Genomic DNA, 21,392 nt, shown 5'->3' with positions numbered 1-21,392 from the left:
GTTCAATGAACTTGGTTTAGTCAATATTGAACATGTTGTGACAGGGCATGTGTTCAGCACTTACGCTGAATGGAAATGTACATGAGCCGTATACGAGGTCCGTACGTACGGTTCTGTGAGAGGGATGAGGCGGCGACGCCTCACCCTACTCGATGTGACTACTTTCACGCTTTTTCGCCCTCCTGAATGGAATTAGGAATACTTCCTAATTTGCCTAGGGCGTGTTCTCAAGCCAGCTGGCTTCTATCGCTTTAGAATTTCCTTCAATGGTCTTCATCATTAATTATCAGACACCGATGATGACCAGTGTGCTGCAGGGATACCCTGCAAGCTGAGTCGCGAGATGATTAAGGGATTTCTATGTTTAAACTTCTTGATCAGGTGAGAATGCCAACGTTGGATCTGCCTGTAGAAGAACGTCGTAAAATGTGGTTTAAGCCGTTTATACAATCGTATTTGGTTGTATTTATTGGCTACATGGCCATGTATTTGATCCGTAAAAACTTTAATGTTGCACAAAACGATATGATTTCGACCTATGGTCTGTCGATGACAGAACTGGGTTTGATTGGTTTGGGCTTCTCCATTACGTACGGTATCGGTAAAACCGTCGTGTCCTATTACGCAGACGGAAAGAACACTAAACAATTTCTTCCTTTCATGTTGATTCTTTCTGGTCTTGCGATGTTAGGTTTTAGCTTCAGCATGGGGGGCGGCAGTGTCAGTCTGTTCTTGATGATCGCATTTTATGGTCTGAGCGGTTTTTTCCAGAGTACAGGTGGCCCTTCAAGTTATTCGACTATTACTAAATGGACGCCTCGCAATAAACGCGGTAGCTACCTTGGTTTGTGGAATATGTCACATAACGTGGGGGGTGCAGGCGCCGCTGGTGTGGCGTTATTTGGTGCCAATTATCTGTTTGATGGCCATGTCATTGGTATGTTTATTTTCCCGTCTATCATTGCATTGGTTGTCGGCTTTATTGGCCTGCGATTTGGTAGCGATTCACCAGAAGCCTATGGTCTTGGTACGGCTGAAGAGCTGTTTAATGAAGAAATCAGCGAAGAAGATAGCAACGCTGAAGAAAACCAGATGACTAAGCGCGAAATCTTCATGGAATATGTACTGAAGAACAAGATCATCTGGCTATTGTGTTTTGCTAATATCTTCTTGTATATCGTACGTATCGGTATTGATCAGTGGTCAACCGTTTATGCATATCAAGAGTTAGGTTTATCAAAAGAAATCGCGATTTCAGGCTTTACTTTGTTTGAAGTGGGCGCTTTGGTGGGGACGCTAATGTGGGGCTATTTGTCTGACTTGGCTAATGGTCGTCGGGCATTGGTTGCTTGTGTTTCATTGGTGTTGATTATTTTTGGTCTTGAGTTTTATCAGCATGCGACGAATGAATACATGTATCTGGGCGCATTGTTTATACTTGGTTTCCTCGTCTTTGGTCCACAATTGTTGATTGGTGTTGCAGCAGTTGGTTTTGTACCAAAGAAAGCGATCAGTGTCGCAGATGGTATAAAAGGCACGTTTGCCTACTTGATTGGTGACAGTTTTGCCAAGCTGGGTTTGGGGATGATTGCTGATGGTACACCTATCTTTGGTTTGACGGGGTGGAAAGGTACGTTTGCCGCGTTGGATACTTCAGCGGTTGTCTGTATTGTGTTGTTGCTGTTTGTTGCCGTGGCAGAAGAGAAGAAAATTCGTCGTGAAAAACGTCTGCAGCAAGAGAGTATGTTGGAAACTGCGTAATCAAAGCAATGCGTTAGACGAGTAACGTCATGAAATAAAAAGCTGCCTACGGGCAGTTTTTTTGTATCTGTGGGTATGTTGGACGCTAAATTGTGACGTTGTTGAATCGTATAGATAATGACTAATTATATTTCAGTCTTGTTTCATGCGGACGTTGCGGGTAGTTTAGGCCTCTTTTTTGGTATGGTGATAAGAATATGATCAAAGTAGCCTTGGTCGATGATCACATTATCGTTCGTTCTGGTTTTGCCCAGTTGTTAGCATTGGAAGCCGATATTGAGGTGGTGGGAGAGTTTGGTTCGGCTAAAGAAGCCCGTCTTGGCTTGCCTGGCTGTCAGGCGAATGTTTGTATTCTCGATATATCGATGCCGGATGAAAGCGGTTTATCACTGCTGGCTGACTTACCGGAAGGTATTGCTTGTATTATGCTCAGTGTACATGATTCAGCTTCGGTTGTGGAAAAGGCTCTGGAAACGGGGGCGAGAGGATATCTGAGTAAGCGTTGCAATCCGGAAGAATTGGTGCAGGCGGTTAGAACGGCGGTAACGGGGGGATGTTACCTTACTCCGGAAATCGCCATAAAACTGGCCACAACAGCAAAAGTACCTTCCTCTTTGTCACCATTGACAAAGCGAGAGCGACAGGTCAGTGAAATGCTTGCATCGGGTCTCGATGTGAAAGGGGTCGCAACTGAGTTGGGACTGAGTCATAAGACTGTTCATGTCCACCGTGCAAATGCGATGGACAAGTTGGGCGCAAAAAACAATGTAGAGCTGGCCAGACACTTTATTACTGAGACATTTTGATGCGACGTTTTGCGGTAACGTCCTTATGTGGCTGGTTACTCATATCTTGTGGCTGGTTTTGTCTATGGGTGATTGCGTCATATTTTACGCTTGATCCGGAACTGGCTGTTTTTTTGTTCCCCTTCGCTCTGCGAACGGGGATAGCTTTGCACTGTCCTAAAAAATATTGGATCGCCTTGTATGGGGCGGAGTGGGGATTGATCGTTGTATTAGCCTCGCAGGTTGGCCACCCATTGTGGAATTCAGCCTTACTCACCAGTTTTTTGAGTTTTCCGATCCTTTGGCTGGCTCATCGTCAATACTACGGTATGCAATTGCGTAGATTGTGTGTAATGGGGGCAGTGATAGGGGTACTGGCATTCGTCAATCTTAGTCTATCTGGTGGGTTCAGTGCGTATGGCTTAATGGTTCTGCTGGTTAGCATTACCGGTGGTTTGATGTTAGTGCCGAGTTGTTATCTTGTTTGGAGTTACTTGTTTCAGCAAGCCTGGATCCCTCTGACTGTTGATCTGGTTTCTCGTCCGGTGGAGTTTCAGGTTCGCCACATTATTCTTTATGCAGTGCTTTTTATTGCGAGTATCGCTTTGCAGCTTGGCTTACCAGAGGGGATGCGCCGTTTTGCACCGTTCTGTCTGGCGATCCCAATTATATTGCTGGCCTTTCGCTATGGCTGGCAAGGGGCGCTGTTGGGCACATTGTTAAACAGTGTTGCATTGATTGCGGGGCGAGGAACGGGCAATGATTTGGAAATTACCGATTTGCTATTATCACTGTCGGCGCAAAGTCTGACAGGGATATTGTTAGGAATGGGGATCCAACGCCAACGTGAACTGAATCAGCAGTTACGGCTGCAATTGAGCCGCAATCATAGTTTGTCGCGACAGTTGATCAGAGCAGAAGAGTCGGTCAGACGAGAAATCGCCCGCGAGCTGCATGATGAAATTGGCCAGAATATCACCGCGATCCGTACTCAGGCATCAATCATCCAACGCGTCGAAATGAGCTCGGTGGGTGCCAATTGTGCGGGAATGATTGAAATGTTGTCATTGAATATCTACGACACTACAAAGGGCTTGCTAACACGTTTGCGACCAAAGTCCCTTGATGATATGGGGCTGGTGGCATCGATAGAACAGCTTATTCGAGATCTTGAGTGTGAATCGCAGGGAATCTCCGCTCAAATCCAATGGCAGTGCACGGCTTGGCAGCCAGATATATTGAGTGACACCCTCAGTGTTACCTTGTATCGAATATGCCAAGAAGCGGTCAATAATGTGGTGAAATATGCGAATGCCAGCCATCTTGATATCGTGTTTGCATTAGAAAAAGAGTCAGTGATTTTGCAGATCGATGATGACGGGCAAGGTTTTCAAGCTGAGCAGGTCATGCAGAAATCGAGTAAAGGGTTTGGTCTGAAGGGAATGCAGGAGCGGGTAGAAGCGCTTGGTGGATCTATCTCAATTACCAGTCAGGTACAGGGTGAATCACGAGGAACACATATTTTCATTCAACTACCAATTATTTGACAGAGACAGAATTGCGATGATGCAACGATTAACAGCAACTCAGATGGCTCCGCCAATCAATGATCCTGACACCATTGATGCGCGGTATCGCTACTGGCGTTTTCATATCATGTTTACCATGTATGTCGGCTACGCGGTCTTTTATTTTACCCGTAAGAATTTCAATTATGCCATGCCCTCTATGTTGGTTGACTTGGGGCTCGACAAGTCAGACATCGGGATGATGGGGACTTTGTTCTATATTACTTATGGCGCGTCAAAATGTTTATCTGGGGTGGTTTCTGATCGATCAAATCCTCGGTATTTCATGGGGCTGGGGCTGATTGCAACCGGCATTATTAATATCCTGTTTGGATTTTCTGACTCGCTCTGGGTGTTAATAGGACTCTGGGTGCTTAATGCATGGTTTCAGGGCTGGGGTTGGCCACCTTGTTCAAAATTGATGACAACTTGGTACTCGAGAACAGAACGAGGGGGCTGGTGGTCATTGTGGAATACTGCGCACAATGTTGGCGGCGCATTGATTCCTTTGTTGGTGGGGTATTTGACCTTTCACTATAGCTGGCGTCTGGGCTTTATCGTACCGGGTGCGATTGCTATCGTCATTGGTATATTTCTGTGCTGGCGATTGCGTGATAAGCCCGTCACGCTAGGGTTACCGACAGTGGGGCGGTGGCGACACGATCGCTTGGAGCTGGCCCAAGAACGAGAAGGTCAGGGGTTGAGTCACCGTGAAATCCTAAAGAAGTATGTGCTCCGAAATAAATATATTTGGTTATTGGCATTTAGCTATGTGCTGGTTTACATCGTCCGCACGGCGATAAATGATTGGGGTAACCTCTATTTGAGTGAACAAAAAGGTTATAGCTTGCTCCAGGCAAATCTCGCACTCTCACTGTTTGAAGTAGGTGGCTTTGTTGGCTCCTTAGTTGCGGGATGGGGATCGGATAGGTTGTTTGGTGGTAACCGTGGCCCGATGAACCTAATTTTTGCGATTGGTATTTTCCTTTCGGTTTCTGCTCTTTGGCTGATGCCCGTTAATAATGCGGTTCTGCTGGGAGGCTGTTTTTTTTCAGTCGGATTTTTTGTATTTGGTCCGCAGATGCTTATCGGTATGGCTGCCGCGGAATGTTCACATAAGGATTCGGCAGGAGCCGCAACGGGTTTTGTTGGGTTGTTTGCTTATATGGGGGCTGCGATGGCTGGTTACCCGCTGGCTTTAGTTGTTGAGCAGTTCCATTGGACTGGATTTTTTACTGTAATATCAGCTGCTGCTGGGATTGTCGGTCTGTTGCTATTACCTTTCCTTAAGGCTCAAGCGACCCCTGTCATGAGACGAAACGCGGGTTATGATGACGCGGCGAGATAATGGCGTGTTAGCCCGGCAAAATCTGCTGCCGGGCGATCCATTAAATCTTCTGAAATGAAGAAGTCATAACCAAGGAATTGGCGATTGTAGCGCATTCGATTAGCCAGCATGGCCTGTAGTCCTTTGAGCCGTCGACCAGAGGTGGTTACAAATGGCTTATCGTCGAATAAAATATTTTCAATCTGCTGGTTAAACTCTGCCCTCTGGCTTTTATGAGCCATTATCAGCAAGACTCGCTGCTCAATAAGTAGCTTGCTAGCAACGCGGGGACAAATGGCTTCGATAAACTCTTCGTATTCTTTGAGGCGGATCCCGACCCAGGGGATGGGTTGATACCAGCCGTCAACGCCGATCTCAGCCTGACCAATTTTGTCGATGTTTTTCCATCGAGCAACCCATCCGCCATGTTGGCAATGAAATTGAATATGCATAAACGTCAGAGTAAAGGTGAGTTCAGGGCCATGATGGTATCGATAGCCCACAAGAAGCATCATACAGGCACCAATAAGCATGGTAGCGACGGCGGGGATAGAGATGACAGGAAATAACAGGCCAAGTAGCAGAGCGATGGTGATACCTACTAACCCACCGATGTAATAATGGCTAAAATAGGGAGCAATAGCAGGTTTGATATAACGAGTTTTTACTTCGTTATTCATCAGGGTCATCCAAATATCGGTGGCTAACACTAATTATGGTTCATGTTGCTGGATTTAGCCGTTCTTCTTAGCGTGCTACGTTAAATATAAGTCATGAAAGTGTTTATTTGCATATGATAATTTATCCAGTGGTTTGTTGCTGATACAGAAAATTATCCCCAGAGTGAGTTAATATCATCTTTTTTCGGGACATTATCTGATCACGGAACAGTAAGAAATGAGAGTTTCCCCCTCATTTTTGAGTAAAATCGTCTTTTGTTGCGGCTAAAATAACCGTTTGCTGGCAATCCTCTGACATCCTTGGTATAACACGCGCTTACTTTTTCCCGCTGGAAGTATCGGGTAAACCCACAGGTTGCCTCGATAGATGGTGGTGACTGAGAGTAGTGCAACGGAGTAGGAAATTTAATGAGAATCTCTCACAAACGTAAAGTTCAGCAGAAGCTTCAGAAACGCCTAAAAGGCCTTGTGGTTGAAGCAAAACCAGCAGTTGCTAAACCTGCTGTGAAAAAAGCACCAACGGCAGAAACAGTAAAAGCTGCTCCAGCGGTGAAACCTGTTGCTAAAGAGGCAAAGCCAGTTGAAGTAGCCGCATCAGTTGCGTCTACAGTGGCTTTGACACCTAAACAACAGCAAGTGCTGGATATTGTTATGAATAATGCTGAAGGCATCAATCCGAAAGGTATTGGTCTTCAGGCTGGTCAAGAAGATGCGAAAGCCGCTTCATGGGCCACTGGTGCGCTGAAGAAGCTGGCTGAAGAAGGCTTGGTTGAGCGCATCCAACTGGCGGGCAATAAAGTGCTATACAAAGCGCTTTAAGACCAAGTTATATTGGCTATATCTGACTTCGTGTTAGGTTAACCATCGATAAACTTGCGTTATTGTCGCCAGACCCGTTCCTGTTTAGTGCAGGGGCGGGTATAACCTCTCTGAGTGTTATTTCATCTTGTCCTCTATGTATTTCCTCTTTTGAGTCTATTTCACTCAACACTGATACCTAATATTTAACCTGTCTCAAACCTGCGTCAAATTGTTAGTTAATGTTGTCATTACGTTTTCTGGCTGTCGTTATGTCTCATCTCTGCTATAACTTATTATTAACGGACTCAGTACTCATTCTTAACATGTAATTTTGCTGGGATGCAGTTACGCGGAGGCGAGTTTATGACAATGATAAGTGCTAGGGAGTTTTCTGATTGGTTGCGTAATCGCTTTGCAGACGAAGAGCGGGGTGTCTGCTTGACACGAAACGACATCAATCAGTTGACTGGTCGACAAAGTTTTTCATTAGGGTTTGTTCATGACATTCATTATGAGCTGATGCAGCATGGTATGGCATTTGTTACGGATACAAGTAGAGAAATGTTCTATCTGGTGCCTGTATCGCAGAATCCTTGGCGGGAGCAGCTTGAGCATCAATACGAGAGGGATTTATTTTGTAATGTGCTACCCCTCGATAAATCTGGATGAATAATACGTTGGTTTAATATGATGCGTTCAATCTGAACGAAAACGGACGCCTTAGGCGCCCGTTGACGTGTTTGCGAGAGGTGGGCTTGGTTTATTATAGAACCGCAGCGATACCTTTACACAATGGCAGCATGTTTGATTTAGTCATACCCGCCACGCTGATTCGCCCTGAACCTACAATATAAATGGCAAATTCATCTTTTAGTCGGTTTACTTGCTCTTTGCTTAATCCTGAGAATGAGAACATCCCGTTCTGATTTTCAATAAAGCTAAAGTCAGCTTCAACCCCTAAGTCTTTCAGCGTCTGTACAAACAGAGTACGCATTTCCTGAATGCGATCGCGCATATCAGTGACTTCTTGTTCCCATTCGGTACGCAGTGCTGCATCGTTCAGGATCGTGGTGACAATTGCCGCACCGTGAGCTGGTGGATTCGAGTAGATTACTCGGGCAATGCTTTTCACTTGACTGAATGCGGTAACCGCTTGCTCTTTATTGTTCGCCACTAAGGTAAACGCACCAACTCGCTCATTGTATAGACCGAAGTTTTTCGAGAAAGAGCTTGCAATAAGAAGCTCTTGGCATTTATCTGCGAAGATACGTAAGCCTTGAGCATCTTCATCAACACCTTTGGCAAAGCCCTGATAAGCAAAATCGAACATTGGTAGCAATTGCTTCTCGACGCACAGATCAGCCAGTACTTGCCATTGAGATGCATCTGGGTCAATCCCTGTTGGGTTATGGCAGCAGCCATGTAGCAGTACGATATCGCCCGCGTTGGCATTAGCGAGATCAGCTAATGCGGCCTCGAAGTCCATATTCTTAGTTTCAGCGTTGTAGTAGCTATACTGTGCGGTTTCAAGGCCAGCAGCAGCGAATACACCGTTGTGGTTTGCCCAGGTCGGATTACTGATCCACACTTTTACATCACCGATCTGGCGCTTGATGAACTCAGCGGCCAGTCGAAGTGCGCCTGTACCACCAGGTGCTTGAGCAGTTTGTGCTCGCTGAGAAGAAATGAGCGGAGAGTCAGCCCCGAATAGAAGCTGCTGTACGGCAAGGCCGTATTCGATGGTACCAGAAATGCTTAAGTAGGATTTTGTGGTCTCATTTTCCAGTAGAAAAGCTTCGGCTTTTTTAACCGTCGCCAATACTGGAGTATTTCCTGACTCATTTTTATAGATACCCACGCCCAAGTTGATTTTTTCTGGGCGGGTATCACTCTTGAACTCATCCGTAAGGCCAAGAATTGGGTCAGCGGGTGCGGCAGTAATTTTCTCAAACATTGTCATCATCCATGCGGGTAAAAATAAACGGTTAATATATTCTTTATACCTCCTAATGGTTGCAATTGACAAGAAGTTGTAACAATTACAACAGAGAAAAATGGATAACGCTTAATTATTACAGGCATGAGGCACTATTTACTGTTTTGATTAAAAAACCATCACAATTGAGTGCAATAAAATTACGACATAAAACTCATCGTGGTGTGCGTTTTTTTGTACGAAATGATGTGCATTTCAACGAGCATAGTTAGAGTATTATCCTACTCATGCTAATGATCATAATACAATTAAATGTGCTAAACAGGCCGAGTCGAAGGGGGGAATACGGTAAAAATGCCCTTTTAAAGCAAGCTACAGGGTATACATGACAAAATGGACCAATAATGCAGTTGTGCTTTGAAAAATAGTAAGTGCAGTTAAGTGGGTTCTCTAAGGTGTTACTGTTGTCTCTTACTGCGTTTAACGTTCGCATGGTGCCAATCGTTAGCAATTTTTGTGAGCACATCAAAAATGAGGTTACTACTGAGCCAGCGAATCTGATTAAAAGGGATGGTAGTTGCTTCAATGGCGAGATCTGGCATGACTTGAATACCATCTCGCTTGAGTTGCTTGACGATGGAGCGTTGCTGGAAGTAACGGAGGGAATAGCGCAATCTTCGGCGTAGATATAGTTTACAATCCTGCCAGCTAAATGGATTTAACGAGTCATAGATAAAGACGGCATTGGTACAAACACCAATACGCTGCTTTGGCAAATCAGTACCACTGCAAAGATCAGTCGCAGAAAGGTAGCCTAACATGCTGTCGTCACCGATTAGCCCTACAGGCAGTTTTACATTTTTTTCAATGATTTTATGGATGAATCGTGGTGAGAGTAAATATAAATTACCAGTAAATTGATGTTTACTGAGCAAGTCATGTCGCCACTGGCGGCTGCTTCTACCTTGCAAGTATGGGAAGCTAGATACTGCACTGAATTGAGGATTATTGAGGTAGTAGTCTATAAGGTTTTTTATGGCATTATTTTCAAAACACAGATCACCATCAACAAAAATTGCTAATGAAGATGGATAAAAATATTGATAAATAAAGGTATTCCATGCATTGGCTTTGTCTCCTAATTCAATATTAATCGGATGAATATTAGGATGTTTTCCTGCCAGTTTTGAGACGTTGGATAAGGTGTTATCCCGACACCCATTTATCATGACGTAAATATCTGGTGTGTATTCAGCACAGCTCTCAACGAGGTTGGTAATTGTCTTCTCTATAGTGGGTGCTAAATTATAAGCAAAAATGCAGATTTGGATATTTAGTGACATTCGACATCCATTTCAGATCTTTAAACGACAGTTAATGATAAAGATAGCTTATATTAGAAAATCAACCACATATTCGATGAAAGAATAGAAGACAGAGAGACAACAGACAAAATAAGTACACAGTCTCAGAGGTTGAATTGTGTACTTTATCTGATGAAGAGCAGAATTAAATAAAGAATGTATCTAGGTACAGCTGTTCAACTTCTTTTCTGGCCCATTCGGTACGACGAAGAAACTTGAGACTGGATTTAATGCTAGGGTCACTGTTGAAACAACGGATTTTGACGATTTGCCCAAGCTCCTCCCAACCGTAATGATCAACGAGCTCGCCGAGTAGGGTTTGGAGTGTCACACCGTGCAGCGGGTTGTTGGTTTGCGTATTCATGTATTTTGTTTCATCGTGTGTTTTGGATAAGTAAGCACTATAGCAGCTTTAAATTGCAGTTTGTAACTAATAGCCGAGATATCTGATAAAATAAGGGACAACTTCGCGGTATGTCATTCCGACAACGCTGCTTTTTTTACTAGGATTTACTGTGCTCAACAACGACATCTTGCGACGCATTCGCTATACCTTTGATTTCAACGATTCAGAAATGGTAGGTATTTTTGCTGCTGCTGACTATGAGGTAACACGAGAGCAAGTTTGCGATTGGTTGAAGAAAGATGAGGATGCGGCATTTATTACAAAATGCTCTGATCGTGAGCTTGCCATTTTTCTTAATGGTTTGATTAATACCAAACGCGGTAAGAAAGAGGGTCCACAACCTGAGCCTGAATCTCGTTTAACCAACAACATGATTTTCATGAAGCTGCGTATTGCATTGAACTTTAAAGCTGAGGATGTACTTGATGTGCTCAAGTCAGTTGATTTCAATATGAGTAGTCACGAACTGAGTGCATTCTCTCGTAAACCAGACAATAAGCACTACCGTGAATGTAAGGACCAGATTTTAAGAAACTTCCTTCTAGGCATCCAAAATCGTTTTCGCCCACAAGATCAGTAAATAGCAGATCATTATCGTGGTGAAATAAAAAAGGCTACCCTTGGGTAGCCTTTTTGTTGGGTACGATACTGCTAATTAGAAGTTAGCTGAACGTGGTGCACGTGGGAATGGGATCACATCACGGATGTTGGCCATACCTGTTACGTAAGTCACTAGACGCTCAAAGCCCAGGCCAAAACCTGCGTGTGGAACAGAACCGTAGCGACGAAGATCGCGGTACCAGTTCATGTGCTCAGGGTTGATACCCATTTCTACCATACGCTTGTCTAGTAGGTCCAGACGCTCTTCACGCTGTGAACCACCGATGATTTCACCAATGCCCGGTGCAAGAACATCCATCGCAGCAACAGTCTTACCGTCTTCGTTCATACGCATGTAGAACGCTTTGATGTCTTTCGGGTAGTTTTTAACAACAACCGGTGCTTTAAAGTGCTCTTCTGCAAGGTAGCGCTCGTGCTCAGAAGACATATCAATGCCCCACTCAACATCAAACTCAAACTCACGGCCAGAATCTTTTAGGATCTGAATAGCATCGGTATAGTCAACTTGTGCAAAGTCAGAGGTTACAAACTGCTCTAGACGTGTAATGGCATCTTTGTTGATACGCTCAGCAAAGAATTCAAGATCATCACGACGCTCTTCAAGTACCGCTTTGAAGACGTACTTCAGCATATCTTCAGCAAGCTTAGCAACATCATCAAGTTCAGCAAAAGCAACTTCAGGTTCAACCATCCAGAATTCAGCCAAGTGACGGCTGGTGTTCGAGTTTTCAGCACGGAATGTTGGGCCGAATGTGTATACTTTGCTCAGTGCACAGGCATAGGCTTCAGCGTTTAACTGGCCAGAAACCGTCAGGAAGGTTTCTTTACCGAAGAAGTCTTTATCGAAGTCAACTTCACCCGCGTCAGTCATTGGTGTGTTCACCATATCAAGTGTTGATACGCGGAACATTTCACCTGCACCTTCACAGTCAGATGCTGTGATCAGTGGCGCTGACATCCAGAAGAAGCCCTGCTCGTGGTAGAAGCGGTGAATAGCTTGAGACAGGCAGTTACGAACGCGAGCAACAGCACCAATCACATTGGTACGAGGTCGTAGGTGTGCAACTTCACGAAGGTACTCAATTGAGTGGCGAGTTTTTGCCATTGGGTACGTATCAGGATCTTCAACCCAACCAACAACTTTAACGTCAGTTGCCGCCAGTTCAAAGTCTTGGCCTTTCGCTGGTGACGCGACGATTTTGCCAGTTACCTCAACAGAGCAACCAGTGGTCAGTTTTAGTACTTCTTCCTGGTAATTATTTAACTCATTAGGGACCACGGCCTGAATCGGGTCGAAACAAGAGCCGTCATAAATGGCAAGGAAAGAGATCCCAGCTTTGGAATCACGACGTGAGCGAATCCAGCCGCGAACAGTAACTTCACTGTCAACCGCTAGCTTACCGCTAAGTACGTCTGTTACAGGCGCGTAAGTCATGTGTAAATTATTCTCCGTAAAGGCACTTTCATTTGTGTTCAATGGGGGCTAAATACCCTTAGACACAGTCCAAAGACCCATATTACCTTTCTTACGTCCAGCATCAAGCCTTGTTATTACCTGAATGGCGAAATTGATGCACTATTTACGTAAATTGTATGGCTAATGGTCAATAATCATCCTAACGTGGTAGCCTTTACAAGAAGGCACAGATTTGACCGTCGTTAAGGACGGTCCCCGCAGGCGGGCCTGCTGGCTCTTCCTCTGCGGGTGGGGTTTCACCTTCGTCTGGTGGTGTCGGCGCTGGAGGTTCAACAGGAATAACATTCGGTACCTCACTGGCACGGATGAGAGTAACGATATCACTCCTCATTTCTCCTTCGTCACTGGCAAAGGGGGCTGTTTCATCGGTAACCCAGCGTGATTGCTGATTAAATGCCTTTATCGCAAGCTTGCGGCCATCGGTATCGGTTAGCTGGATCCGCTCATTCATGCTGCCATCAAGGGCTTCGTAGTAGAGTGTGCCATCGTCTTCGAGTTTCCAGCGGATCTCAATATTAAAGCCACAGCCATCGGAGTCGACATAATGACCCAGAAAATACTCGCCAGAAAAGTTATCACTAAGCTTAAGGTAGCGTGATGAATCGTTGGCGAAGGTGAGAGCTTTGTCATCGGAAAGGTTGCCGGTCTGCCCGATCAGCAAGGTCTCGGTAAAAATAGGGTCACGTCCAAACCAAATTTGCTTACACTGCTGAGTTTGATCTTGATAGGCCGATAACGTTTTTTTGGTTACTGGACGCGTTGTCGATTGATTCCAGCCCGAGTCATTATCAATGCAAGCACTGAGGGTATTACTGGCGTATTCGCGTGTCATGATATTTGATATTTCAGCGCCGCCACTGGTATTACTGTAGCGTTTAAAGGCCAGTAGTCGCTGCGCATAATCTCGGTTAGCCAGCGCCCAGTAATCAAATTCAGTTTCGTTTGTGTTGTCAGGCAAGAGCTTCAAGTAACCATCATCAGTGATGCTCCAGCTTCGTGAACCGGGTTCTGCATCAGTATGACGGAAGTGGTCCCAGCTATTATCACTACGGAGAACATGGGCAGTTATTTCACCTGCTGGCGTGATCTGGACCAGAGTTTTGTCTACCAAATCATCAACAGATTGGTTCGATAAACGTTCATCCCCCCCGCACTCTGTGACTGCATTAAGGAATAGGCTTTCATTGGCAAAATCAGTATTGCCGAAAATACAGTCACCAAATGGAGGAAGGTTATCCCGGGTGGTCGCTGAGAATATCTGTTCTTTGGCATCATTATCAAAGCCTGAATAGTGATATTCGGTGTTATCGAGTAATGACTCGCCAATATTGACGAAACCACGGTCTTCGACCAAAAACAGGTTAAGGCTATTGAACCGGTAATCGTCAGCTAATTGCTTGATAATATCGGGGACATCAAATCGTAATATTGGTTTTCCAGCCACGTTGGTTGGTGCCCAGACACCATAGTCTTGGATCACCCATTCATCATCTGCAATATTGCCCCAGAAGCGAATGGTGAAACGCCCATCGTCGATCAGTTCAACCACAATATTATTACTGAGCTTGAAACCGTTCACACTCTCGATACCCGGGCCTACGTCAATGAGTGGGGTGATGACCTCATCCAAGGTTGTGTAACCCGCCTCCGGTGTCAGAATGGGATAAATACGGCAGGTGTCTTTATCATTGGTGTTATCACACAATAGATAGGCCTCATTTTCCGGACGCCAGGTGAAATAAAAGCCTGACGCGCCTTCGGTGAAGCTGGCATCATCTTGCAGATAACGGGTGAGATAGTGATTTTCCTTGCTGGAAAGGAAATCGTGCATTCGCTTGCCTGCCAATGAATAAACGTTAGCGTTGAGCGTAATGCCAGCTTCATCTTCTTTAATCAGTGCCGCATCGGTTAACAGTGCCGTTTTTGGGGTCGCAAGTAAGACTTTCAGGTAACTAAACAGCCCAGTCCAGCCATCGTTAGTCAGTATCTGCACTGTGATATCGTCGGTGCCAAAGGCTGTGGAATTACTGAGGTAAGTGAAAAACTCGTTGAGGTTGATGTCGGCATCGTCTGATTTTTCCCAGCGGTATTCGGTCACCTGAGTTTGTGAACCATCAAACTGAGTACTGTCTGCCAATATGCCGTTGCCGTTATTTCCCTCGTAACTACCAACTTGCCAGTACCCGTCGTTAAGGATTGCCTGAATGTCGGCAATGGCAGCCGATTCTTCAGTAAAATAACGCTCGACCCGGCCATTTGTCATCGACTGGACAATAGACAGAGTCATGAGATCTTTTAGCGTGAGCCCTTCTAACCCTAGTTTGGGGAAGAGGGTATCTCGGATATCAATGGCCATGTTGTTGATATCTTGCCAAGCAAACAAAACGCGTCCGCGTGGGGCTTTTTCGAATACTTCAGTGAATACCCCCCAATTTTCATTTTTTACGATGCGTTGTGCCAAAGCGTAGTAGGTTAGTGATGATTCGAGTGTGATCGCTAAACGTTCATTAGCCAGCGGGGTCATATATAACCCTTCGGGAAGAGGTTCACCAAGGGTAAATTCCGGTACGCCGGAGGTATCAACCAGTAGTACCGCATTGATTCTGGTTTTGGTCCCGGCATCAATGACATAGTTGCCGTCACCCAGTGACTCCCAACGGGTAATATCGATAGATTGGAATATTTTCCCTTTATCATCAAGCCATACAGCAGCAAAATTATGCTCGGAAAGATTTTTTTGAGCATCAGCATAGGCTTTGCTGATGAGTGAAAAAGATGGCTTATGAGCCAATCTCATCGTGGCGGGTAAATCAACTGAAACAGTAAATGTTGTTGATGTCGGTGCGGCTGGTCCAGCAATTGCGGTAGCTTCTTCACTGCCTCCACCGCAAGCAGTAAGGATCAGGCTGCAGGCAGCCAAGAGGTAACATCCCAGATAACGGCGCATAAACTTTCCCCAAAGAGTACGACGTGGATTGAACAATTTGTCTCTGCAAGTTATCGCTGCCAGATGTAATACATCGATTAAGCATCATGCGTTAACTTGAGGATCTTGTTTTACTGCTGAGTATAGATAGAGCAAAAATGTTCAATGCTAATAAGGGAGAAGCGTCTTGGATATTAGGCGGCTGTGTTATAAATAAGACAGCCGCTTGAGTGGATGTGCAGCGAGGATCGAATTGAAGTATTTAAGCAATCGCAAGGTATTTGTGGGTCTGAATAGACAGACGCCAATTACGTTGAATGCAGGTTGTAATACAAAGTTCAGTCGCCCGTGGTTTCTGGCTTATCGGCTGAAGTGCAATACATACATTGGGTTTGAGGTGTTTACCCGCTAGCAAGGCATCCAATTGCTCAATGTCTTTCTGGGTACCCACTGGGTGTTTAATTTCATCAGCTCTTTCTAACGCACTAGCCAGTACGGGTAATTTCGCTTTCATGTTGATTTTTGGTGACACGGTAACCCATGTTTGCTCTGTTGCAAGAACCTCAGAGGTACCACTGGTCTCTATTTGACACTGAAAACCTGCAATTTCTAAGGCTGATGTGAGTGGGCGTAAATCATAGATACAAGGCTCACCGCCTGTGATAACGACGTGTTTGGCGGTATATTGCTGGGTAATCAGTAGATCGACAACGCCTTGACTGTCAAGCTCAGCCCATTGCGGAGAGTCGGCTGTTTTTGCCATCACGTCGTTAATCGACACGTGATCTTGTGGCTCAGCATTCCAGGTTTGCTTGGTATCACACCATGAACAGCCCACCGGGCATACTTGAAGCCGGACAAAAATAGCCGGTACTCCTGTGAAAGTACCTTCCCCTTGGATTGTTTCAAAGACTTCATTGATTTTGTACACCGCTAACCTCGTGGTGAGTTGAACATGATTTTTGCAGCCAAACATTATCGCAAAAATGCATCATGGTGTCTTGCAAACGATAAATTTTATGAATAAAAAAACGGCCAGAAAAGAAACCGAAAAATGAGAGTTGGAGCTGCTTTTCTTCAAAATTACATGAAACCTCGTGATGCCTGTCACGTCCTACGAATAATCAACTTCACAATTACTTCGCAAAGTAAAAAAATTAAAAATGCAATTTTTATTGGCTAAATTAACGGGAGTATAGGCATGTATGTCGCTCAGCCTGGTCATATCGACCATATCAAAAGAAACAATGCCGGCAGCGTCTACAAGCTAATTGATTTATATGGCCCAATATCACGTATTGAATTATCTAGGCGTAGCCAACTGGCCCCTGCCAGTATCACTAAAATCACCCGAGAACTCATCGACGCACACATCATAAAAGAAACGGATATCCAAGAGACATCTAGCCGTGGAAGACCCGCTGTTGGCTTAGTCCCCGCCAATGAAGGGTGGCAGTTTATGTCTATCCGATTAGGTCGTGGTTACATGACAATTGCATTGCATGAGCTAGGGGGAGATATCGTTGTTGAAGAGCGACAAGATATTGATGTGTTACAGCAAGAAGAGGTGTTACGAAAACTGATTGGGGAGATTCAGACCTTTTTTGCTAATCATGTTGGTGAATTAGATCGTATTACCGCGATTGCCGTGTCGCTGCCGGGACTGGTTAATGCCAAAACGGGAGTGGTACTACAAATGCCACATTATGATGTGCATCATCTTGAGTTAGGCCCTGCGATCAGTGAGGCAACGGGGTTGTCTGTTTTTGTAGGTAATGATACGCGTTCATGGGCACTGGCAGAGAAGCTTTTTGGTAACTCTCAAGATGTTTCCAATTCTATTTTGGTGTCAATACATCATGGGGTTGGGGCTGGTATCGTACTTGATAATGTTGTTTTGCAGGGGCGGATCGGCAATGTGGGTGAGTTGGGGCATATTCAAATTAAGCCTTATGGTAAGCGCTGCTTTTGTGGCAACCATGGCTGTTTAGAAACAGTGGCAAGCCTTAAGTCGATCATTGAGCAGGTTGAACAGCGTTTACAAGAGGGTCATCCATCGGTACTCACAGGCCAAGAACTCACTATTGAGAAAATTTGTGATGCTGCGGTGGCCAGTGACACACTCGCTAAACAGGTGATTGTGGAGTTAGGTCATAATTTAGGCCAGGCTATTGCCATTATGGTTAATTTATTTAATCCAGAAAAAATACTGATAGGTGGTGAATTTAATCGCGCAAAAGATATCTTATATCCAGCGATTATGGATTGTATCCGCACACAATCACTACCCGTTTATAATCAAGATTTGGTTATTGATGAAAGTTGTTTCTACACTCAAGCGACTATGCCTGGGGCTGCGATGATTAAACAGGCTATGTATGATGGCCATTTGTTAATGAAGTTGATAGAAGGGTAGTTTCAACGGTTAATCTTGATTAGTGTGTTTTTTTATCCAGTGCATACAGACTGTATATCCGATAAAGACACCGATTATATTGGCAAGAGCATCGTCTATTGCCCCCATTCTTTGTGGTATGAATACATGTTGAATGAGTTCCAATAGCATGCCATATAGCGCAATGGCGATACATAACATCATGTATCGCCTTCTATTTTTCAATTGAATAAAGCCTTGAACTGCAAAAATAGCATAGGCAAGCGTATGAGCCATTTTATCTAGGAATAAAATACCATAGCTGTTCATGTCTAATGGACTGTTTTTTTCTGCCCCTGTTTTTAGTGATAGAATTGAGATTAAGATAAAATAGCAAATAAATAATATTCGATAGAATGAAAGACTGTCGAATATACGATGTATTAAGTTATTCATTAGTTGGATAAAATGTAGTTATATACAAAAATTAGCACACATATATGTAATTGTGTGTTAAGCCGTAGTAGTCGAAGGCTGAATGTAACAATAAATGGAACTAAATAACCTCGTTCACTTTTATTTAGTTTGTTTGTACAGTTGTCTGTGTTGCTTATAATGTTCATTATTTTCTGGTTTTACTCTATCTAGAATCCGTCTTGCTTTTTCTAAATGATTATTAAGAATAAGGCTTTCTGCATAATGAAAACTGATTTCGATATTGTTATTTCTACCATCATAAGCCATTTTTAGCGGGATCATTGACTCTTTATGTTTTCCTGATTTTAATAAACAGTAACCATACGTATCTTGAATTTCTGGATTGTTAGGTGCGTTATTATAAGCTTTTGTTGCATATTGGCAGGCATTTCTCAAATCATTGCTATTGATATACAGCCATGCAACGTTATTTAAAACGATAACATTTTGGGGTTCTCTTTCTAAAATGGATATATAGGTTTCAATTGCAGCATTAGGTTCGACATTATATTGAATTTGAGCGAGAAGTAGATGTAATGCACCTTCTGATTCAGGATTTTTACTTATCCTCTGTTTCAATAAATTAGTTGCTTTTCGATATTGATCGTCTGCAATATAGGCCAAAGCAAGATCTTTCGCAGTTATAGATGTCGGGTATTTTTCATAGCGTTGATGAGCGAATAAGACACTTTTATTATAGTCTTTTCTATCGCGATAGACTTCACTCTGCAGCTTTAAGAAGTAACTGGATTGCTTTACTTTTTCAGGTAGTGCATCGAGAACTGCTTGGCTGCGAGTTGGTTGTTGATCTAGCTGTAATAACGTCGCGCGCATTAATGTAAAGTGAGGGTGTTCGATGAATAATTTCTCTGCATCTAGCGCATATTGAATACCTTTATTATAATTCTTTGTTGATTCGCTTAGTTGAATAACTCTTAAGTAAGCTTCTGGATTACTCCGGTCTAATTTAACCCATTCTTCTGCTGCTTGAAATGCTTTACGATAGTCAAGAGCTTGAAAGTACAGCAAGGTTTTAATGCTCCAAACATCAGCAGAATGTTGAATACTTGGTAATTCTTCCAGCAGTGCAATACCTTTATCTGATTGTTGAATGCTGGCATAGATTCGAGCTAAGAGCAGACGGTACTTGATACTATTTGTATCTGCGTCTATTAACGTCGTATAGAAGCTGATGATATCATCAATTCTATCCGTTTGAGCTGCAAATCGATATAGAAACATCGCGACAGTGAAATTGTCAGGATACTGTTTGGCAAGAAGAAATGTTTCATCAAATGCGGTTTTTGTATCACCATTCAATGATTGTAACTGCAATAAAGATAACTTTGCTTTGATATTATCCTTATCTAGGGATAATGCTCTATTAAACATTGACTCTGCAATGTTATACTTTTCTTTTTTTAGAGATAGGTATCCTTTAAGTAATAATGCTGTAATATCTTTATTGTTACTTTCTAACCATTTGTCTATGACATCTTCACCTTTTTTAATATTACCATTTGATAGGTGGTAATAAGCCAATCCAATATTTGCCTCTAGCTGATCAGGTTTTACTTTTAAAATAGATTCTAGTTGCTTAATGCCATCTTGTTCATTATTTGCCGCACGTAATAATCCGATACGTAATTGACCTGATTGTGTAGAAAATTGCTCAGCTTTCTTTGCAATCGCTAGAGCATCGCTACTTCTTCCGATAGATGAAAACTCTAAACTCATTCTAGTGGCAAAATTATTGTATTCTTTGTTAGATAAATCAAAATCATTAATACTTTCTATCGCTTCATTGATTTTTCCGATTTTAAATTGAGATGCAACAAAAAGCTGTTGTAGAAAATGATCTTCTTTTAGATACGGGGCAATTTCTTTAAGATGAAGATAGGCATCCTCATAGTCATTCTGGAGATAAGCACATATTCCAGCTATGACGTATGTGCCGATGTTATTAGAGCCTTCACGTATTGCTGCATTAGCATGCCTTCTGGCATCTTTAAAATTCGATTTTGAGTATTCTATTGAAGCTTTAAGATTGTTAGCAACAAGATGTGATGGGACTAATTTTAGAATATCATTAACATACGGTTCAGCTTCTGAATATTTTTCGCTCTTAACTAATGACTGAGCAAAATAGAGCTGATAGTTTGGGTTGTCAGGTGCTGATGCTAGAATTTTACGGTATATTTCTGCTGTTTCTTCATGCTCTGACTGTGCTGAAAGTACATGTGCAGTGAGTAGCAAGGTTTCAATATTATTCGGGTGGACGGTAAGCGTTTTTTTTAGTATTGCTACTGCGTTATCGTACTTACTATTTTGCGCAAGTAATTGGGCTTGGGCTAAATTAAAATATACACCACTAAACCCCATCATTTCTGCATCGTGTAAAATAGATCTCGCTCTATTTAACTTGTTATTCCTTATCAACGCTAGTGCATTAATTGATAAAAGCTCTGATTTAACATTTAAGCTTTTAGTCTCTGAGTGATGTACTAATTCTTCAATCGCTTTAATATCATTATCACCTAAAAGGGCTCTTGCTAAATAGAGCTCTGTTTGGATGTTGTTTGAGCTATATTTTAATGCCATTGAAAGTTCTTTTCTTGCAGCAGAATATTCGCCACGCATGAGATAAATTTCACCCAAAATAGTTCTAGGTTCCGGATCTGTTTTATCTTTTTTAATCGCATTTTTCAATTCAATAACGGCAGTATTATAGTCTTTATTCTCGATGTGATTTTTGGCATTAGTAATATGAAACTCAGGCGATTCGCTATTGCAAGCTAGCAACGTAAAAGAGAGAAACACTGCAGCTGCTTTTACAAGTATTATTTTGTTGAACATATAGTATGAGACCTTCCGCATGAGTCAAAAAAC

General features: G+C 43.2%; 17 protein-coding genes. 8 read left to right on the top strand and 9 right to left on the bottom strand.

What is annotated here, in order from left to right:
• Positions 1-360: 360 nt before the first annotated feature.
• The 4 genes from uhpT (at position 361) to L4D12_RS04185 (ending at position 5,462) form a co-directional block, all read left to right on the top strand.
• Positions 361-1,761 carry a hexose-6-phosphate:phosphate antiporter UhpT gene (gene uhpT, locus L4D12_RS04200; RefSeq protein WP_428446565.1) on the top strand — a complete coding sequence of 467 codons (1,401 nt, stop codon included), beginning with the start codon at positions 361-363 and terminating at the stop codon, positions 1,759-1,761.
• A 197-nt stretch (positions 1,762-1,958) separates the two neighbouring features.
• On the top strand, positions 1,959-2,567 hold the full coding sequence (uhpA, locus tag L4D12_RS04195; RefSeq protein WP_428446564.1) for a response regulator transcription factor UhpA: 609 nt from the start codon (positions 1,959-1,961) through the stop codon (positions 2,565-2,567).
• Entirely contained in the window at positions 2,567-4,093 is a 1,527-nt protein-coding gene (gene uhpB / locus L4D12_RS04190; protein WP_428446563.1) for a signal transduction histidine-protein kinase/phosphatase UhpB, read from the top strand. The genes uhpA and uhpB overlap by 1 nt, the downstream gene beginning before the upstream one ends.
• A gap of 19 nt (positions 4,094-4,112) precedes the next feature.
• Complete coding sequence (locus L4D12_RS04185; RefSeq protein ID WP_428446574.1) at positions 4,113-5,462, top strand: MFS transporter; 1,350 nt, start codon at positions 4,113-4,115, stop codon at positions 5,460-5,462.
• On the opposite strand, the gene L4D12_RS04180 is transcribed toward L4D12_RS04185, so the two are convergent.
• The gene (locus tag L4D12_RS04180; RefSeq protein WP_428446562.1) at positions 5,441-6,121 is read right to left on the bottom strand and encodes a DUF2982 domain-containing protein; all 681 of its coding nucleotides are present in this window, start codon (positions 6,119-6,121) and stop codon (positions 5,441-5,443) included. The two genes, L4D12_RS04185 and L4D12_RS04180, sit on opposite strands and share 22 nt — an antisense overlap.
• A 408-nt stretch (positions 6,122-6,529) precedes the next feature.
• On the opposite strand from L4D12_RS04180, the gene L4D12_RS04175 reads away from it, so the two are divergent.
• Positions 6,530-6,940 (top strand): MarR family transcriptional regulator, encoded by a 411-nt coding sequence (locus tag L4D12_RS04175; protein WP_428446561.1) that lies wholly within the window; start codon positions 6,530-6,532, stop codon positions 6,938-6,940.
• Positions 6,941-7,285: 345 nt separating this feature from the next.
• Complete coding sequence (locus L4D12_RS04170; protein WP_428446560.1) at positions 7,286-7,591, top strand: hypothetical protein; 306 nt, start codon at positions 7,286-7,288, stop codon at positions 7,589-7,591.
• Between the two features lie 94 nt (positions 7,592-7,685).
• Here the strand turns inward: L4D12_RS04170 and L4D12_RS04165 are convergent, their stop codons facing one another.
• The 3 genes from L4D12_RS04165 to L4D12_RS04155 form a co-directional block, all read right to left on the bottom strand.
• On the bottom strand, positions 7,686-8,876 hold the full coding sequence (locus L4D12_RS04165; RefSeq protein WP_428446559.1) for an amino acid aminotransferase: 1,191 nt from the start codon (positions 8,874-8,876) through the stop codon (positions 7,686-7,688).
• 440 nt (positions 8,877-9,316) lie between these two features.
• A complete protein-coding gene (locus L4D12_RS04160; protein ID WP_428446558.1) occupies positions 9,317-10,201 on the bottom strand; it encodes a glycosyltransferase in 885 nt (294 codons plus the stop codon).
• Between the two features lie 166 nt (positions 10,202-10,367).
• The gene (locus L4D12_RS04155; protein WP_428446557.1) at positions 10,368-10,586 is read right to left on the bottom strand and encodes a VF530 family protein; all 219 of its coding nucleotides are present in this window, start codon (positions 10,584-10,586) and stop codon (positions 10,368-10,370) included.
• A 151-nt stretch (positions 10,587-10,737) separates the two neighbouring features.
• Between L4D12_RS04155 and L4D12_RS04150 the strand changes: the two genes are divergently transcribed.
• On the top strand, positions 10,738-11,208 hold the full coding sequence (locus L4D12_RS04150; RefSeq protein WP_428446556.1) for a YehS family protein: 471 nt from the start codon (positions 10,738-10,740) through the stop codon (positions 11,206-11,208).
• A 75-nt stretch (positions 11,209-11,283) separates the two neighbouring features.
• Here the strand turns inward: L4D12_RS04150 and asnS are convergent, their stop codons facing one another.
• The 3 genes from asnS to queE all read right to left on the bottom strand — a co-directional run bounded on the left by asnS (position 11,284) and on the right by queE (position 16,583).
• Complete coding sequence (gene asnS, locus L4D12_RS04145) at positions 11,284-12,684, bottom strand: asparagine--tRNA ligase (protein ID WP_428446555.1); 1,401 nt, start codon at positions 12,682-12,684, stop codon at positions 11,284-11,286.
• 196 nt (positions 12,685-12,880) lie between these two features.
• Positions 12,881-15,673, bottom strand: a complete 2,793-nt coding sequence (locus L4D12_RS04140) for a hydrogenase expression protein HypA (protein WP_428446554.1) — start codon at positions 15,671-15,673, stop codon at positions 12,881-12,883.
• A 241-nt stretch (positions 15,674-15,914) separates the two neighbouring features.
• Positions 15,915-16,583, bottom strand: a complete 669-nt coding sequence (gene queE, locus L4D12_RS04135) for a 7-carboxy-7-deazaguanine synthase QueE (protein ID WP_428446553.1) — start codon at positions 16,581-16,583, stop codon at positions 15,915-15,917.
• A gap of 270 nt (positions 16,584-16,853) precedes the next feature.
• Between queE and mlc the strand changes: the two genes are divergently transcribed.
• Positions 16,854-18,068, top strand: a complete 1,215-nt coding sequence (gene mlc, locus L4D12_RS04130; RefSeq protein ID WP_428446552.1) for a sugar metabolism global transcriptional regulator Mlc — start codon at positions 16,854-16,856, stop codon at positions 18,066-18,068.
• Positions 18,069-18,077: 9 nt separating this feature from the next.
• Here the strand turns inward: mlc and L4D12_RS04125 are convergent, their stop codons facing one another.
• Both L4D12_RS04125 and prsT read right to left on the bottom strand, forming a co-directional pair.
• Entirely contained in the window at positions 18,078-18,356 is a 279-nt protein-coding gene (locus L4D12_RS04125; RefSeq protein WP_428446551.1) for a VanZ family protein, read from the bottom strand.
• A gap of 246 nt (positions 18,357-18,602) precedes the next feature.
• On the bottom strand, positions 18,603-21,359 hold the full coding sequence (prsT, locus tag L4D12_RS04120) for an XrtA/PEP-CTERM system TPR-repeat protein PrsT (protein ID WP_428446550.1): 2,757 nt from the start codon (positions 21,357-21,359) through the stop codon (positions 18,603-18,605).
• Positions 21,360-21,392: the final 33 nt, after the last annotated feature.

The organism is Photobacterium nomapromontoriensis, assembly GCF_050336815.1.
GTDB lineage: Bacteria > Pseudomonadota > Gammaproteobacteria > Enterobacterales > Vibrionaceae > Photobacterium > Photobacterium nomapromontoriensis.
The sequence above is the reverse complement of the archived record's forward strand: the minus strand, read 5'-3'. Positions and strand labels throughout refer to the sequence as shown.